We start from the raw sequence: 16,191 nt of genomic DNA on the forward strand, positions 1-16,191 counted from the left end.
TAAAGGAAAGCAATGATAGGATTTTTTTTAAACAAACATTTTGAACAAGCAATCAGCGTTGCAAACGACGGCGAGGACGAATATATCACCACTTCGCACGTAGTTTATGCGATTTTTAAATACAATAAGCCCTTTCATGGGCTCATCGCCAAAGAAATTCCGGATATTAACTACCTAAATATCTTGGATAATCTGGGCGGGCTTTTGGATATGATGCCTAAATCAAGCGGCAAGGCTCCGGCGCAGACGATAGAATTTAAGCAGTTCTATACTGAATTAAATAATGCTAAAGAGCCTAAAAATGAGCTCGATTTTATGCTTAAAATTCTAAATGATAAGGAAAACGACTGCACTAAAATTTTAAATCACTACGGTATCAATGCTGCGATTTTTGAGCTCATCGTGAGAAAGTACAAATCCGCTTTCGATCACCGTGATGAGGTCGTTTCTCGCGATGAAGCCGCAGCGATTAAGCTAAACTCATACGATATCGACGATATCACGCATGCGATGAATTATGACGAAAGCCGTAAGCAGTGGCAGAATACGGAATTTGAGCCTGCGTTTGAGGGCGAAAAGGACGCCATAAACGAGCGCGATATTAAAAAGGATTCGCCTAGCTCGCTTTATACAGCAAACCTCAATAAAATCGCGCTTGAGGGTAAGATCGATCCACTCATCGGACGCGAAAAAGAGATCGAAAAGACGCTGCAAACCCTCTGTCGCCGCAAGAAAAACAATCCTATCTTAGTGGGCGAAGCAGGAGTTGGTAAAACCGCGATCATCGAGGGTATCGCGCTAAAAATCGTCCGCGGCGAAGTGCCAGAGAAGCTAAAAAATAAGGTAATTTACGCCCTTGATGCTGGCGCGCTGATCGCAGGAACTACGCTGCGTGGGGAGTTTGAAGAGAGACTAAAAGATCTCATAGACGAGTTTAGCGCTAATCAAAACGCGATTTTATTTATCGATGAAATTCACACGATCGTTGGTGCAGGCACGGGCAATCGCAACGAACTTGATATGTCAAACATCCTAAAACCTTCGCTTGCAAGCGGCGAGCTATCGGTCATCGGCGCTACTACATACGGCGAATACCGCTCGTTTTCGCAGGATAAAGCGCTTAGCCGCAGGTTTTGCAAGATCGACGTGAGCGAGCCTAGTATCGACGATAGCGTTGAAATTTTAAAAGGCGTAGCCAAAAAATATGAGGAATTTCATGGCGTAAAATTTAGCGACGAAATTTTGCGTGATAGCGTAACGCTTGCTAAAAAATATCAAAGCGATAAATTCCTTCCCGATAGTGCCATTGATCTTATTGACGAGGTGGGCGCGAGCTTTGCGTTTAAACCGCACGAAGCTCCGCTTGAAATCAGCAAGGATGATTTAGTAAATACACTTTCGATTAGCGCGAATATCGCAAATTTAAGTAGTAGTGTCGATAATAAACAGGTACTAAAAAATCTAGAAGCCAATATCAAGCGTGAAATTTTCGGTCAAGACGAGGCGGTTAGCAGCCTTTGCAAGGCGCTTTTGCGCTCTTACGCCGGGCTTGGAGGCGCAAGCTCCCCAATCGGCGTATTTTTGTTCGCAGGTAGTAGCGGCGTGGGCAAAAGTGAGCTAGCCAAGGTCTTAGCCGCGCAGCTTGGAGTACATTTTGAGCGCTACGATATGAGTGAATATATGGAAGCTCACAGCGTCTCGAGGCTCATTGGCGCGCCTCCCGGATACGTGGGCTTTGAAAATGGCGGAATTTTAACGAATAATATCAAAAAGCACCCATATAGCGTCATTTTATTTGATGAGGTAGAAAAAGCTCATCCTAGCATGACGAATATTTTTTTAGGAATTTTCGATAACGCGAGTCTTACCGATAACAACGGCGTTACGACCGATTTTAAAAATACGATCATAATAATGAGCTCGAATTTAGGCACGAAAGAAGCGCCGCAAGTTGGATTTACGAAGGACGAGAGCTACAAAGTAGATAGCGCCATAAAAAGCTTCTTTGCGCCGGAATTTCGTAACCGCATCGATAAAATCATAAATTTTAACCGCTTAAGCGGCGAAATTTTAGAAAAGATCGTGGATAAGACTATCGGCGAGCTGGAGTCGCAGCTAAAAAACGTAAAGATTAGTCTAAACAAGGAAGCAAAAGATTTGATTATCTCGCGCGGCTATTCAGACGAGTTTGGCGCGCGAAATTTAAAGCGCGAGATCAGCTCTCAGATCAGCGATCATATAAGCGGCGAGCTGCTTTTTGGCGCGCTACAAGAGGGCGGCTTAGTTAGCGTGAGCGTAAAAGATGGCGAGCTAAGCTTTAGCTTTGCTTCTACGCCTTTGCCACAGATAGAAAAAAAGCAACCCGCACTAGCTCAAAGCAGTGTCGTTAAATAATGGCTCGGTTTTACGATTTTCCAGATCCTATGGATGCGCCCGATTTTGCGCCGCTTGCAAGTGGCGGCGATCTGAGCGAGAATTGCTTGCTTAGCGCTTATAGCGCAGGGATATTTCCGTGGTTTAATGAGGATGAGCCGATTTTATGGTGGTCGCCCGATCCGCGCGCAGTGCTTGATCCGCGTGAAGTGCGCGTGCAAAAGTCCATCAAGCCCTATCTTAAGCGATATGAAGTAAAATTTGACGCAAATTTTAAGGGATTCATCGAGCGCTGCAAAGACGTGCGCAAAAAAGAGAGCGACGGCACGTGGATCAGCGAGCAGATCGTGCAGGCTTACTCGCGTTTGGCAGCAGACGGTTACGCTCACAGCGTCGAAGCATACGAGGACGGCGAGCTTGTGGGTGGGCTATACGGGCTAATTTTTGGGCGGGTATTTTGCGGCGAGAGTATGCTGAGCCTAAAGAGCAACGCTTCGAAAGTCGCGCTGATTAGGCTTTGTGAGGTGCTTGCAAATTTCGGCTTTCTAATCGACTGCCAGATTATGAACGAGCATCTGAAATTTATGGGCGCTAAAGAGATGCCGCGAGCGGAATTCCTCGCTCTATTTGCTGAGCTTAGCGCGCAAGATAGCGGCTTTGAGCGCTTTGCGGATCTTAAAGTTCCGCGCGGAGCGTAGCATTGAGCCAAAGCTTGAAATGCAGCAGCGTAAAAAATACGCGGAATTTAGAATTTTAAAGAAATAAGATGTGGCAAAGAGATAAAAGCTCCTCAGTCGGTATGATTATCGTGATGTTTATATTCGTGCCGGCGGCGCTTTTCGTATTTTTGGCGATTTTATATTTTTGGGGCAGCACCGAACGCAAATTACCGCGCCTGGATGTTAATGAAACCAACAGCGCGATCCGCGGCGCGATAATCGCAAAAGACAACTACGTCGCGGCAAATTCCGTCAAACTCTACAAAGTTAGCGTCGATGCGCGAAGCATCGATAAAAACAAGCTTGATCTTTTCGTGCGGCTCTATTGCATTTATACGGGCGATAGCGAAAAGCGTGTCAAAAGCGCGATCGAGGGCTCTGGCGGCACGACCGTGCTGTCGTATAAGATCGACGCCAAAACCGCCGTGCATCTAAAAGAGCTTGCGTATAAGCTAAATTTAAAAAAGGTATTCGTTAGCTTCATGGGCTCAAACGGCAGGCTAAATCCGCCTATTCGCATGAGCGTGAGCGAAAGCGGCGAGAAGCGCAGCTACAATGTCGGCGATTCACTCACTCCGTTAATCGGCTATATCAATAAAAAAGAGGTTGATGGTATCACCAAGGTTAGCGGAATTAAGGGGATCGAGAAGTACTATGAGTATTATCTAGCGCCCGTTAGAGATGAGTTTATCGTGGGTCCGCGCGATATCGGCGGCAACATCATTCTAGAGCGCAGTAGCAAAAAAACGGGCAGGATCGACGGCTACAATGTCCGTCTAAGCGTGCCGCTAACGCTGCAAAGAAAGATAGAGCGCCTAAGCGATGAGGGCGCTGATAATTACGATGCGCGAGAAATCGTGGTAGGCATTATGAACTCTAAAACGGGCAAAATTTTATCCCTCGCGACCAACGCCCGCTATGATCCCTCAAACATCACAAAAAACGATCTTAAGAATTTAAATTTTACCGCGAGCGAATACGCCTACGAAGTGGGCTCGATTATGAAGCCGATAATTTTCGCAATCGCCTACGACGCCAAAGCTGTCAAACCGGGCGAGATTATCAATACCCATAACGGCAGCTATAAGCTTGGTACTCGTACGATCCGCGACACGCACCCGGCTAAGCAGATGAGCGGCGAGGAGATCATCATCCACAGCTCAAACATCGGAATGATTAAAATTTCAGAGCGGCTGGAGGGGCAGGCTATTTATGATGGGCTTATGAATTTTGGTATGTCGCAAAAAACGGGCATTGATCTGCCGTATGAGCAAAGCGGAAATATCCCAAGCATCAAAAGCCTGAATAATAAAATTTACAAAGCCACGATCAGCTACGGCTACGGCGCACAGATGACTTTCCTTCAGATGCTCAATGCCTACACCGTCTTTAACAACGGCGGTGTCATGATTAGCCCGCGCCTAGTCGAAAATCTAGAAAATAACGGCAAAACTTACATCGTCAACGAAAGCGAAACCCGCCAGGTCATCTCTAAACCTACCGCTGATGTAATAAAAGGAATTTTAATCAAAACGGTTGAGAGTGGCACGGGGCGCAAGGGGCGAGTGGCGGGGCTGCAAATCGGTGGCAAGACGGGCACTGCGCGCATCGCCAAGGGAGGCGGCTATTCGAGCGCCTATAACAGCTCGTTTTTTGGCTTTGCCAACGACGCGGACACCAGCTACACGATCGGCGTTTTGGTGCGCGAGCCTAAAAGGGGCAGCTACTACGCCGCTCAAAATGCGCTGCCGATCTTTAAGCGGGCGGTAGGAATTTTGATTGAGGAGGGCTATCTAAAGCCCGCAGCCGACGCAAACGCCACGCAAAAGGTCGAAATCAAGGATGAGGCAGTTGAAATTAAAGATTAAATTTGCTAAATTTCGCGAGGTTTTTTGAAATTTTGCGGCTTGCGGCGACGAAAATTCGTGGAATTAGGCGCGGCTTTTTGAAATTTTACGGCGTTTAAATTTTTGCGACGCGGAATTTTGGCGGCATAGAATTTCGCGGCGCAAATTTTAACGGTACGGAGATGGAATTTTATCGCGATGCGGGATTTTGGCGCGGCAGTAAAATTTTATCACGGCTTGGAATTTTGCATGGCGCCGCTCGCTGAGCTAAGGCATTGGAATTTTATCGCGATACGGAATTTTGCCACGGCGTAAAATTCCGTATCAAGGCAAAATTTTAAATTTGCCGTCGCGCAAGTAGCGCAAGTAAAACGGCGAGCGAGCTTAGCTGCTTAAATTTAAAGACGCAACGCTATAAATTCGCGCCGTATGTCTGCGCAACTGCGAAATTTAGCGAGTTCGGCTGCGGAATTTAACGATGAAATTTAACGCAAAGAAAAGAGGAAAATATGAAAGCAAATGAGGGAAAAATGAAAATAGCGATAATCGGGCTTGGCTACGTTGGGCTTCCTTTGGCGGCAGCGTTTGCCGCGAAACACGAGGTCGTGGGCTTTGACGTCTCGCAGGAGCGCATAGACGAGCTGCGCGGCGGGCACGATCGCACACTGGAGCTTAGCGACGAGGAGCTTGCTGCGGCGATTCAAAACGGGCTTAAATTTAGCGCAAAGTTAGATGATATGAGGCAGAGCAATTTTTATATCGTGTGCGTGCCGACGCCCGTAGATAGGCTAAATCGTCCCGATCTCACGCCGCTAATCAAGGCCAGCGAAAGCGTCGGAGCCGTGCTTAAAAAGGGCGACATCGTCGTGTATGAAAGCACCGTCTATCCGGGCGCTACGGAGGAGGACTGCGTGCCGGTTTTAGAGCGCGTAAGCGGGCTAAAATTTAACCGCGATTTTTTCTGCGGATATTCGCCCGAGCGGATCAATCCGGGCGATAAAATTCACACCGTCACTAAGATTAAAAAGATCGTCTCGGCAAGCACCCTGGAGGCTTTAGACGTCGTAGATAGCGTCTATCTTAGCATCCTGCAAAACGGCACCTTTCGCGCTAGCAGCATAAAGGTCGCCGAGGCCGCGAAGGTGATCGAAAACACCCAGCGCGACATCAATATCGGCTTTATCAACGAGCTTGCGATCCTGTTCGGCAAGCTCGGTATCAACACCAACGACGTCATCGACGCGGCGGCTACGAAGTGGAATTTCTTAAGCTTCCGTCCGGGGCTCGTGGGCGGGCACTGCATCGGCATCGATCCGTATTATCTGGCGCAGAAAGCGACCGAGGTGGGCTATCACCCAGAAATCATCCTCTCAAGCCGCCGCATCAACGATAATATGGGAAGCTACGTCGCTACGGAGGTCGTTAAGATGATGATAAAATACGACGAAAAGGTAAAGGGCGCGAAGGTCTTGATCTTGGGGCTGACGTTTAAAGAAAACTGCCCCGACACCCGCAATACGCGCGTCGTGGATATGATAAACGAGCTTAAAAATTTCGGCTGCGAGGTAAGCGTCTATGATCCTTGGGCGAGCGCTGCCGACGCTAAGAGATACTACGACATCGATCTGCTGCAAAAGCCCGATTTGCGCAAATTTGACTGCGTCGTAATCGCCGTGGCGCATAAGCAATTTTTCGAGCTTGATTACGCAGGCTCGCTGGTTTACGACGTGAAAAACGTCTATAAAGGTGCGCAAGGAAAGCTCTGAAATTTAGCTTGGGGGTTAAATTTAGATTTTATCAATGTAGTTTGCTTTTTAAGTTTGAAGCTCAAACACGATGCTAAGCTACAAAAATAGATAAAATTTTTTGGTATAAGTGAAAGTTAATCCTCATCGTTATATAATCGCGGCACTTTCGGGGAACAAAACGAGTTGTCGCTTTAGGTTTTGCTTAAAAGCTAAAGCTATTTACAGGCTAGTGTTTTAAGGCTAAAGGATCAAATTTGAAGACCTTTTTGAAGACCTTGCTTAAAATCATAAAAAACATCTTCAAAGGCATATTTTATACAGCCGTTTTTATAGGCCTTTTTGCTTTAGCACTCAAAGTTCAGACCGGCAGATTTAAATCAACCTCCTCTCACTATACCGTCACTGCAAATACCAAAGTAGATCCTAACTCCGAGCTAGCCAAATACGTAACGCAAAAGGAGATAAACGCAGTCGGCTATAGATATTGGGATATAGACGAAGAGGAGGTCAGAGATAATCCCACGATGGAACTTTTGCGCAGGAGTTTAAAATCAAAAGATACGGATAAAATTTTAAAATTTATGCAGGATAATAATATAAGCGTAGATACCCCTCTTCATTTCGGCGTTACCCCTTTGATGTATGCTAGCTTTTACGATGATGAAAAAACCGCAAAAAAGCTGATAGAGATGGGTGCCGATCCTCATAAGAAAGATAATTACGAGCTATCTCCTATGGCATACGCTATGGAAAATAACGCCACTAAGTCGGTTAGGCTTTTGCTAGATAGCGGAGTTAAGTTTGACGAAGTAGAGATCGTGCAGGAAACCTACGGCATTATGGACGTCGAAAACTGGATAGATTCTGTAAGCTTTGACGAAAACGCTACTCCGATCATACATTACCGCACGAAAGAGGTTCTTTTTAGCGGCGGAGGCGAGCCGTATTATTTTATCAGCCACCTAGTTAGAAACAATATGTACGATATAATGAAAATGGTGCTAGAGAGCGGTTATAGACCATATACCTACTCCACTTTCAATATGGGAGAGGTCTCCGTTTCAAATAAACTAGAGGAGATACCCGGCTATAAAAATATAAAAAATACTAATAAGGAGTATGGGGTAGAGGAGTTTAGACTTTATATGTCGGTATATGGAGGGTTGCTGGACGTACCCGAGCCCGGCGCTATGATAGATCTACTTTTGCAATACGATATCGGCGGAATACCGAACGATGAATTTTTAAAAAGAATGTATGATGATAAGTGCTATGAAACATATAGGTATGATATAGCCGTAGGATACTATAAAATGGGAAGTATGTTTGACTCGGCATTTTTGCAAAAACATTGTTCCGACAAGAACGCTACCTTTAAAAATATCAAAGAGTATATACTATTTGCGGTAGGGCAAAAAAAATTGATGAAATAGAATTTGCAGCAAATAGAAAGCATATAAAAAACCCCAACTTTCATATATCTAAAGAGGAAGTCGAGAGGCTAACTAACGACTATAAAGAATATAAAAGAAATTTATTTAGTAAAGAAGCGGAAGGTCAAAAATAATAGGCGGCTACGCAACTCGCTGCGAAATAATTAAATTTTAAAATTCTATCCAATTAACAAAAGATAAAATTTCGCCGATTTTATTGGCATTGTGTTAGGCTTGCAAACTCCGCAAAAAGTTTAAAAGACTCGAATAGAAAAGCTAAATTTAATCTCTAAATTTACAACGCTTGCGCGAGTATAAATTTCGCAAAATCCTCGCGGGAGTTCGGGCATTTGCACACTTCGTAGTATTCGTAGCCCAGCTCGCGCGCCTGGGCCCTATAAAAAATATCCAGCTCGAAATCGGTCTCGGAGTTATCCACGCAAAATGCGATCGGAAATATGAGCGCTTTTTTGCTCTGCAGATCTCGCAAGACGTCCGCGACATTAGGCTCTAGCCACTTCACGGGACCCAGGCGCGATTGATACGCCAAAATGATCTCTTTAAATTTAATCCCGCGCGCAGCCAGCAGATCTTTTAAAATCTCCACGTGCGCCTCTACCTGCGCCTTGTAGGGATCGCCCGCGGCTACCATTTTTACCGGCAGCGAATGCGCGGAAAATATTAGCGAAATTTGCGAAATTTCATCCACGCTAAATTTCGCAACGCACCCTGCGATTAAATTTAGCAAAATTTCGTTGTAAGCGGCGCTGTCGTAGAAAATATCAACTATCTTATAATTTTTTATCCCGAGCCGCTTAAGTGCCGCTTCGGCAGAGCACAGGCTCGATTGCACCGTAGTTTTCGAGAAGTGCGGATACAAAGGCATTAAAATTATCTCGTCAAAATCCGCGTATTTTTTAAACACATCCTCCGCAAAAGGCGGCGTGTAATTCATCGCATAATCGCAAATTAGCTCGTCTATCGGTTTTTTATCCTGCGGCGCCTCGTTTTGTAGCGGCTCGCCATGCGTCGGGACGTCTTGCGGCGGCTTGCTCTGCAATGAAATGTCTTGCAGCGGTTCATTTGCAGCGCTCGCATCCGCCGCGCCTTCAAATTTTAACCGCGCGCTTAATTCGGCTCGCGCGAGTGAATTTACACGCTCGCAAAGCGCTTCGGTAATGGAGCATATCGGCGAGCGTCCGCCCAGTTTTTCGTAGTTGCTAAGCGCCGCTGCCGCTCTACTTCTTACGATGAGTGCGGCCAAAACGCTACGCCAAAAATCACTTTTAATGCCTAAAATAAAGGGGTCGTTAAACATATTTTTTAAAAAAACTTCAACCTCGCTCAGATTGTTCGGACCGCCCATGTTGAGTAAAATTAGGGCTTTTTTCATGAGATGATTTCTCTGATTTTTATCGCATCCTCTACGCTTGCAAGACCTGCGTTAGTGCTGCTGTCGCACATCGCGCAAAACGCTTCGTGTTCGCGGCGTAGCGAAAAGTCGTCGCGATCGACGCGCAGATTTACGCGCCCGTCAGGCGTAATTTTAAAAAGAGTTATTGAGATTAGATCGCCGAAATATACACCGCTGTCGGTGCAAATCTCGATACCGTGGCGTCTGATCGGATAGAGATTGGACTGCATTAGCGTGCAATAGCAACCGCTTTTTGTGTGGAGTGTCGCGCATGCAGCTAGAGTGCGCTCTTTAGAGATATTTTTGCTAAGTTCTATGCAGGCGATCTCGCTGTGAGAAAGCAGCCGCACAAGATCGATATCTCTAAAAAGGGCATTGGCTACGATATCTGCTCTATCGTCGTTTGCAAAGCCGCTTACGAAGCTCATCGAAAAAATTTTATCCCCCTTGGCTAGCTCGCGTAGCAAGGATACGATGACAGGATTGTAGCGGTCGGAGTAGCCTACGGCTAGGCGCGTGCCGTTAGTAGTGACTGCGTAGTTTATCTCTCTAGCTTCGGCTAGGCTTTGTGCGAGCGGAGATTCTACAAAGATATTTTTGGTAAATGGAAGGCATTTTAAAATCAGCTCTTTATGCGATGGCGGGGGAGCCGTGATGACTACGGCGTCGGGCTTAGCTACGTTAAAAAGATCGGTTAGATTATCAAAGATCGGATAGCGCGGGCCGAAATTTTCGCTGCTGCCCTTATGATAAAGCGCTACAAGCTCGAAATAATCGCTCCTTCTTAGCTCGCTGAAGTGCTTTTGACCAAGCTCGCCCATGCCTATGATCGCTATCTTTTTTTTCATCGCCATGCCCTAAATTTAATCTTTCGCGCCATTATAACTAAGAATGGTTAAAATTTATAATTTTTAAAATCTAATTTGGCTAAAATGCGCCTTTAAAATTTAACTTGAAATAGGACAAATCATGGATATTAGAAGCGAATATTTAAATTTCTTTGCGAGCAAGGGGCATCAGATCATCCCTAGTGCGCCGCTGGTGCCAGATGATGATAGCTTGCTGTTTACAAACGCGGGCATGGTGCCCTTTAAAAGCATATTTACAGGAGCCGTTCCGCGCCCGACGCCGCCTATCCGCACGAGCTGTCAGACCTGCATCCGCGCCGGCGGCAAGCACAACGACCTAGACAACGTCGGCTACACCGCGCGCCACCATACGTTTTTTGAGATGCTTGGCAATTTCAGCTTCGGCGAGTATTTCAAAGAGCAGGCGATCGCCTATGCGTGGGAGTTTATCACTGAAATTTTAAAGCTTCCTAAAGACAAACTCTATGTCACCGTGCACGAAAAGGACGACAAAGCTTACGAGTTCTGGGCACGCCACATAGCGCGGGAGCGCATATATCGCTTCGGTGATCACGATAACTTTTGGGCGATGGGCGATACCGGACCGTGCGGGCCGTGCAGCGAAATTTTTTACGATCAGGGTGAGGAGCATTTTCACTCGCCAGAGGATTATATGGGCGGCGACGGCGACCGCTTTTTAGAGATTTGGAATTTAGTTTTTATGCAGTATGAGCGCAGCAAAGACGGCAAGCTTAGCCCGCTTCCAAAGCCTAGCATTGACACGGGCATGGGGCTTGAGCGCGTCACGGCGATTAAGGAGGGCAAGTTTAGCAACTACGACAGCTCGCTTTTTATGCCGCTAATTGATGAGGTTGCAAAGCTTTGCGGCAGGCCTTACGTTTATGAAAGCGGCGCGAGCTACCGCGTCATCGCCGATCATATCCGCTCGGTCGTGTTTTTGCTAGCGCAGGGAACGAATTTTAATCGCGAGGGCAGGGGATATGTTTTGCGCAGAATTCTGCGCCGCGCCGTGCGTCACGGCTATCTGCTCGGCATCAAAGAGCCCTTTATGTATCGCCTCGTGGATAAAGTATGCGAGCTAATGGGCGGGCACTATGCCTATCTAAACGAGAAAAAGGAAGCCGTAAAGGAGCAGATCAAGCTCGAAGAGGAGCGGTTTTTTGCCACTTTGGCAAACGGCATCGAGCTTTTTAACGAGGAGCTTGCGCGCACTAAAGAAATTTTTAGCGGCGAGGTCGCGTTTAAGTTATACGATACCTACGGCTTTCCGCTCGATCTGACCGCTGATATGCTGCGCGAGAAAAATTTGCGCGTGGATGAGGCTAAATTTGACGCGCTTATGAGCGAGCAAAGGCAGATAGCTAAAGCCGCATGGAAGGGCAGTGGCGATAAAAACGTCCGTGGCGATTTTAAGGCGCTGCTAGAGAAATTTGGTGAGAATAAATTTAGCGGTTACGAAGAGCTTAGCCGCACGAGCAAGGTTTTAGCGCTACTTAACGAGGATTTTGCGGAAGTGGATGAGCTCAAAGCCGGCGATATCGGCTGGGCGATGTTTGATGTGACTCCGTTTTACGCACAAAGCGGCGGTCAGACGGGCGATAGCGGCGAAGTGGAGTCCATAGCCGATGTGTTTGATACGCAGAAATTTTATGGGCTAAATTTATCCCACTTGCGCCTTAATCGTAACCTAAAAATTGGCGATATCGTCGGGCTCAAGGTTTCTGAGGAGCGTGAGCAGATTGCACGCCATCACAGCGCGACACATCTTTTACACGCGGCGCTTCGTGCGGTGCTAGGGGCTCATATCGCTCAAGCAGGAAGCTTAGTCGAAGCAGATCGCTTAAGATTTGACTTCTCGCATCCTAAGGCGCTTAGCGACGAGGAGCTAGCTAAAATCGAGGAATTTGTAAATAATGCCGTTTGCAAGGGCTGTGCGGCAAAAACTGAGATTATGGATATAGATGATGCTAAAAACAGCGGCGCGATTGCGCTTTTTGGCGAAAAATATGGCTCAAAAGTGCGCGTTGTGAGTTTTGGAGAGATTAGTAAGGAGCTTTGCGGCGGAATTCACGTGCGTAATTTAAGCGAAATAGGGTCGTTTTTTATAGTCAAAGAAAGCGGTGTAAGTGCGGGTGTTAGGCGTATCGAGGCAGTTTGTTCGCGCGCTGCTTTAAATTTAGCGCTTCAAAATCGCGCTAAGCTTGCTGAAATTTCTGCGGAGCTAAAAGGGATTGAGCCTCTCCGCGCGATTGAGAAATTAAAAGATGAGATCAGATCGCTAAAAGATCAGATCAAGCATGCAAGCAGTTCCCATGCACTGGCGTTTTTAAATGTTGGCGATACCAAACTTTGCGTAGCCTCGGTCGAAAGCGGCGATATAAAAACTATGATAGATGAGTTTAAAAATAGCCACGAAAAGGCGGCGATAATGCTGATGCAAGTAGGCGCCGACGGTAAAATTTCAATTGCAGCAGGCGTTAAAAACGCACCTATTAAAGCAGGTGAGTGGGTTAAGCTCGTAGCGCAAATTTTAGGCGGCGGCGGCGGCGGACGCGATGATTTTGCAACCGCAGGCGGCAAGGACGTGCTAAAAATCGAAGAAGCGATCAAAGAGGCGATCTCTTACGCAAAAGGCAAAATTTGAACGAAATCGATACCGGCTTCATCAAAGCCTCGCAAATTTTGCCGCTGATTCACATTTTAAGTGTGATTTTTTTGGTCTGCGCGCAGATCTGCGTATTTTTGATCGCACGGATTTTTATGAATTTAAGCAGTAAAAGCCAAGCGGATGCGAAGGATGTAAAATTTACAGAAATTTTGCGATATATGAAACGCTACGAGCAGTTCTTTGCACTATTTTTGGCGATCGTTTGCGTAAGTGGATTTTTTCTTGCGGACGGCGGAGGTTTTAAATTTTCAGATCCTATGGTAAAAGGCGCGATTGCCACGCTGTGGGCTGGTGCCGGCTTTATACTACTAAATTTTATCTACATGCATTATAAAATTTCATCTTTGAAGCGAGCTTTGGATGCGGGAGATGAGCTTGAGGCGAATGAGCATTTAATCATCGTCGTTAAATATTTCATCCCGTTAAATATCGTAGTTACGCTGATTTGCGTTTATCTAGGCGTGACGGTGGGTGAGTTTTGATGATTTATTTAGCTTCCAGTTCGCCTACTAGAGCGCAAATTCTAAAGGATAACGGCGTAGAATTTACGCAAATTCCTTTTAATTTCGATGAAAGCGGCATTAGCAAGGATGATGCACGCACCTATGCTTACCGCGTTACCGTAGCCAAAAAAACGCAGTTTTTTAAAATTTATAAAAATTATGATAGAGTGCTGTTTGCCGATAGCTCCGTGCTTGCTGGTGGCGAAATTTTAGGCAAGGCGCGTGATGAAGCAGACGCGTTAAGGATGCTGCAAGCTCAAAGCGGTGCTAGCTGCGCCGTTTATACTGCGATGATTTTTTGCAGTAAGGCGTTAGAGCTTTCGGCACTTAGCGTCGCAAGCTTTGAATTTGCGGAATTTAATGAAGCAGATTTAAAAGGTTATATCGCTAGCGGCGATTGGTGCGGCAAGGCGGGTGCGATGAGTATCGAAGGCTTTAACGAAAAATATATCAAAAGCTCGCGTGGGTCAAAATTTACGGCGATGGGGCTTGATCTGGAAATTTTAAAGAGGTTTGTATGGTAAGAGTTTTATTTAGTTTTATTACGGTTTGCGCGTTTGCTGCAGGCGGAATTTTTTTGTATTTTTACTCGCAAATCCGCTTGGAATCGGACTCGATCATCGATTATCATCCCGAGCTTACGACTAAAATTTATGACCGCAATGGCAATTTGATAGCCAATGTTTTTAATGAACAAAATAGAATTTACGTAAAATTCGACGAGATCCCAGGCCGCGTGATCGAGGCACTCGTAGCTATCGAGGATACGGCGTTTTTCGAACATGGCGGTGTGAATGTCGAGGCGATTTTTAGGGCGATTATTAAGGACGTCAAAGCGATGAAATTTGTCGAAGGGGCTTCCACGATTACGCAGCAGATCACGCGAAATTTAGTTCTTTCGAGTGAAAAGAAGCTTGATCGCAAGATCAAAGAAGCGATCCTATCGCTTAAGATAGAAAACGCTCTAAGCAAGGAACAAATTCTAGAGCGTTACTTCAATGAAGTGTATTTTGGGCACGGATATTACGGTATCCGCACGGCGGCTTTGGGATATTTCAAAAAGGATTTGCAAGATTTAAGCCTTAAAGAGATCGCGATTTTAGTGGGCTTGCCGAAAGCTCCTAGCAGCTTCGATCCTACTAAGCACCTGGATTTGTCGCTTTCGCGCGCCAACAACGTGATTTATAGGATGCATGAGCTCGGCTGGATAAATAAGACCGAATATGAGCTCGCGATGAACGAACAGCCTACGATCTACAACGAAACGCTCACGCAAAACGTAGCGCCGTATGCCGTAGATGAGATTATAAAAGAAGCCGAAAAAATTCTACCGGACGTCCGCACGGGCGGATACCGCATAGATACGAGCCTTGATCTAAAAGCGCAGGCGATGGCGCAAGAGGCATTAGTTTTCGGCTACAATGAAATTTTAAAGCGCAACAAAGACGCCAATGCAAGCAACGTAAACGGCGCTATGATCGTCACACATCCCCAAAATGGCGAAATTTTAGCCTTAGTAGGCGGCGTGGATTACGCGAAATCAAATTTCAATCGCGCCAGCCAATCCCAGCGCCAAACCGGCTCCAGCTTCAAGCCTTTCGTCTATCAAATTGCCCTTGATATGGGCTACTCGACGATGACTGAGGTGCCCGATATAGCTAGAGAATTCGACGATGGCAGCGATAAAACGTGGAAGCCGAAAAATTACGACAAGACTTACAGCGGCTATATCACGATCAAAGAAGCTTTAACGCGCTCGCGCAACCTTGCTTCGATCAATCTGATGCAATCTATCGGCGTTGATCGCGCGGTAAAAAAGCTTGGCGAGTTCGGCTTTAAAAACGTCCCGCCCGCCCTGTCGGTGGCTATCGGCAGCTACGGAATTTCGCCGCTTGAATACTCGACGATGTATTCGATGTTCCCGGGGCTCGGGATCACGGCGAAATCTAAATTTATCGTTTCGATCACCGATAAGGACGGCAAAACTCGCTTTATAGAGCCTGAGCGCCGTCGCGTGCTGCGCCCTGAACAGGCATATCTGATGACTACGCTGCTAAAAAATATCGTGCAGCGCGGCACCGGTACTCGCGCGCGCGTGCAGGGCATCGACATAGCGGGCAAAACAGGCACCTCAAATGATAGCATAGATGCATGGTTTTGCGGCTTTACGCCGGATTTGCAGATCATAATCTGGTATGGCAACGACGATTATAAACCTATGCGAAAGGTCGAGGGCGGCGGTCGCACTGCAGCACCGGTGTTTGCAAAATTTTTAGATGCCTATTTAAAAGAATATCCGCAAACCAAGCGCAACTTCACCGTCCCGGACGGCGTTTTTAGCCGCCAATACAACGGGAAGGAGGAGTATTACACTAAAATTTCGCCACTCCCTAAACCTCGCGAAAGTAGTAGCGACGGATCGTTTTAAATTTGGAGCAAATCCAAATTTTAATCCGTTTTCGGAAGCCCTTACATAGATCGCGTTTATTAAGTCAATATAAATATGCGAGCTTATAGTGCGTTTAAGGTTGGATGCAATAAAATACACAATTTTATTTTTAGGGATTGAGATGCAGAATTTAGAATTTGAAAGTAAAAAGATAAGAATAGAAAATAC

Annotated in this window: 11 protein-coding genes; 9 read left to right on the top strand and 2 right to left on the bottom strand. The window is 46.2% G+C overall.

Annotation, left to right across the window (positions count from 1 at the left end; genetic code table 11):
* Positions 1 to 12: 12 nt before the first annotated feature.
* The 5 genes from CGRAC_RS04900 to CGRAC_RS04920 all read left to right on the top strand — a co-directional run bounded on the left by CGRAC_RS04900 (position 13) and on the right by CGRAC_RS04920 (position 8,120).
* Positions 13 to 2,394 carry an AAA family ATPase gene (locus tag CGRAC_RS04900; protein ID WP_005871753.1) on the top strand — a complete coding sequence of 794 codons (2,382 nt, stop codon included), beginning with the start codon at positions 13 to 15 and terminating at the stop codon, positions 2,392 to 2,394.
* Complete coding sequence (aat, locus tag CGRAC_RS04905) at positions 2,394 to 3,071, top strand: leucyl/phenylalanyl-tRNA--protein transferase (RefSeq protein WP_040304052.1); 678 nt, start codon at positions 2,394 to 2,396, stop codon at positions 3,069 to 3,071. The genes CGRAC_RS04900 and aat overlap by 1 nt, the downstream gene beginning before the upstream one ends.
* 68 nt (positions 3,072 to 3,139) lie before the next feature.
* A complete protein-coding gene (locus CGRAC_RS04910) occupies positions 3,140 to 4,960 on the top strand; it encodes a peptidoglycan D,D-transpeptidase FtsI family protein (protein WP_005871751.1) in 1,821 nt (606 codons plus the stop codon).
* Positions 4,961 to 5,469: 509 nt separating this feature from the next.
* Positions 5,470 to 6,705, top strand: a complete 1,236-nt coding sequence (locus CGRAC_RS04915; protein WP_040304145.1) for a nucleotide sugar dehydrogenase — start codon at positions 5,470 to 5,472, stop codon at positions 6,703 to 6,705.
* 236 nt (positions 6,706 to 6,941) lie between these two features.
* Positions 6,942 to 8,120 carry an ankyrin repeat domain-containing protein gene (locus CGRAC_RS04920; protein ID WP_005871747.1) on the top strand — a complete coding sequence of 393 codons (1,179 nt, stop codon included), beginning with the start codon at positions 6,942 to 6,944 and terminating at the stop codon, positions 8,118 to 8,120.
* A 295-nt stretch (positions 8,121 to 8,415) separates the two neighbouring features.
* Here CGRAC_RS04920 and hemH read toward each other — a convergent pair whose 3' ends face one another.
* Both hemH and CGRAC_RS04930 read right to left on the bottom strand, forming a co-directional pair.
* Complete coding sequence (gene hemH, locus CGRAC_RS04925; protein WP_005871745.1) at positions 8,416 to 9,513, bottom strand: ferrochelatase; 1,098 nt, start codon at positions 9,511 to 9,513, stop codon at positions 8,416 to 8,418.
* A complete protein-coding gene (locus tag CGRAC_RS04930) occupies positions 9,510 to 10,382 on the bottom strand; it encodes a Gfo/Idh/MocA family protein (protein WP_040304050.1) in 873 nt (290 codons plus the stop codon). The genes hemH and CGRAC_RS04930 overlap by 4 nt, the downstream gene beginning before the upstream one ends.
* A gap of 121 nt (positions 10,383 to 10,503) precedes the next feature.
* Between CGRAC_RS04930 and alaS the strand changes: the two genes are divergently transcribed.
* Genes alaS through CGRAC_RS04950 form a run of 4 tightly spaced genes read left to right on the top strand, consistent with a single transcriptional unit; the run spans position 10,504 to position 16,002 of the window.
* Entirely contained in the window at positions 10,504 to 13,047 is a 2,544-nt protein-coding gene (alaS, locus tag CGRAC_RS04935) for an alanine--tRNA ligase (protein WP_005871741.1), read from the top strand.
* Positions 13,044 to 13,553: a hypothetical protein gene (locus CGRAC_RS04940; protein ID WP_005871739.1), complete on the top strand. Its 510-nt coding sequence runs from the start codon at positions 13,044 to 13,046 to the stop codon at positions 13,551 to 13,553. The genes alaS and CGRAC_RS04940 overlap by 4 nt, the downstream gene beginning before the upstream one ends.
* Positions 13,553 to 14,098, top strand: a complete 546-nt coding sequence (gene maf / locus CGRAC_RS04945) for a septum formation inhibitor Maf (RefSeq protein ID WP_050346318.1) — start codon at positions 13,553 to 13,555, stop codon at positions 14,096 to 14,098. The genes CGRAC_RS04940 and maf overlap by 1 nt, the downstream gene beginning before the upstream one ends.
* Complete coding sequence (locus CGRAC_RS04950; RefSeq protein WP_005871733.1) at positions 14,092 to 16,002, top strand: transglycosylase domain-containing protein; 1,911 nt, start codon at positions 14,092 to 14,094, stop codon at positions 16,000 to 16,002. The genes maf and CGRAC_RS04950 overlap by 7 nt, the downstream gene beginning before the upstream one ends.
* Positions 16,003 to 16,191 lie beyond the last annotated feature (189 nt).

This window comes from Campylobacter gracilis (genome assembly GCF_001190745.1).
In the GTDB taxonomy this organism is placed as follows: Bacteria; Campylobacterota; Campylobacteria; order Campylobacterales; family Campylobacteraceae; genus Campylobacter_B; species Campylobacter_B gracilis.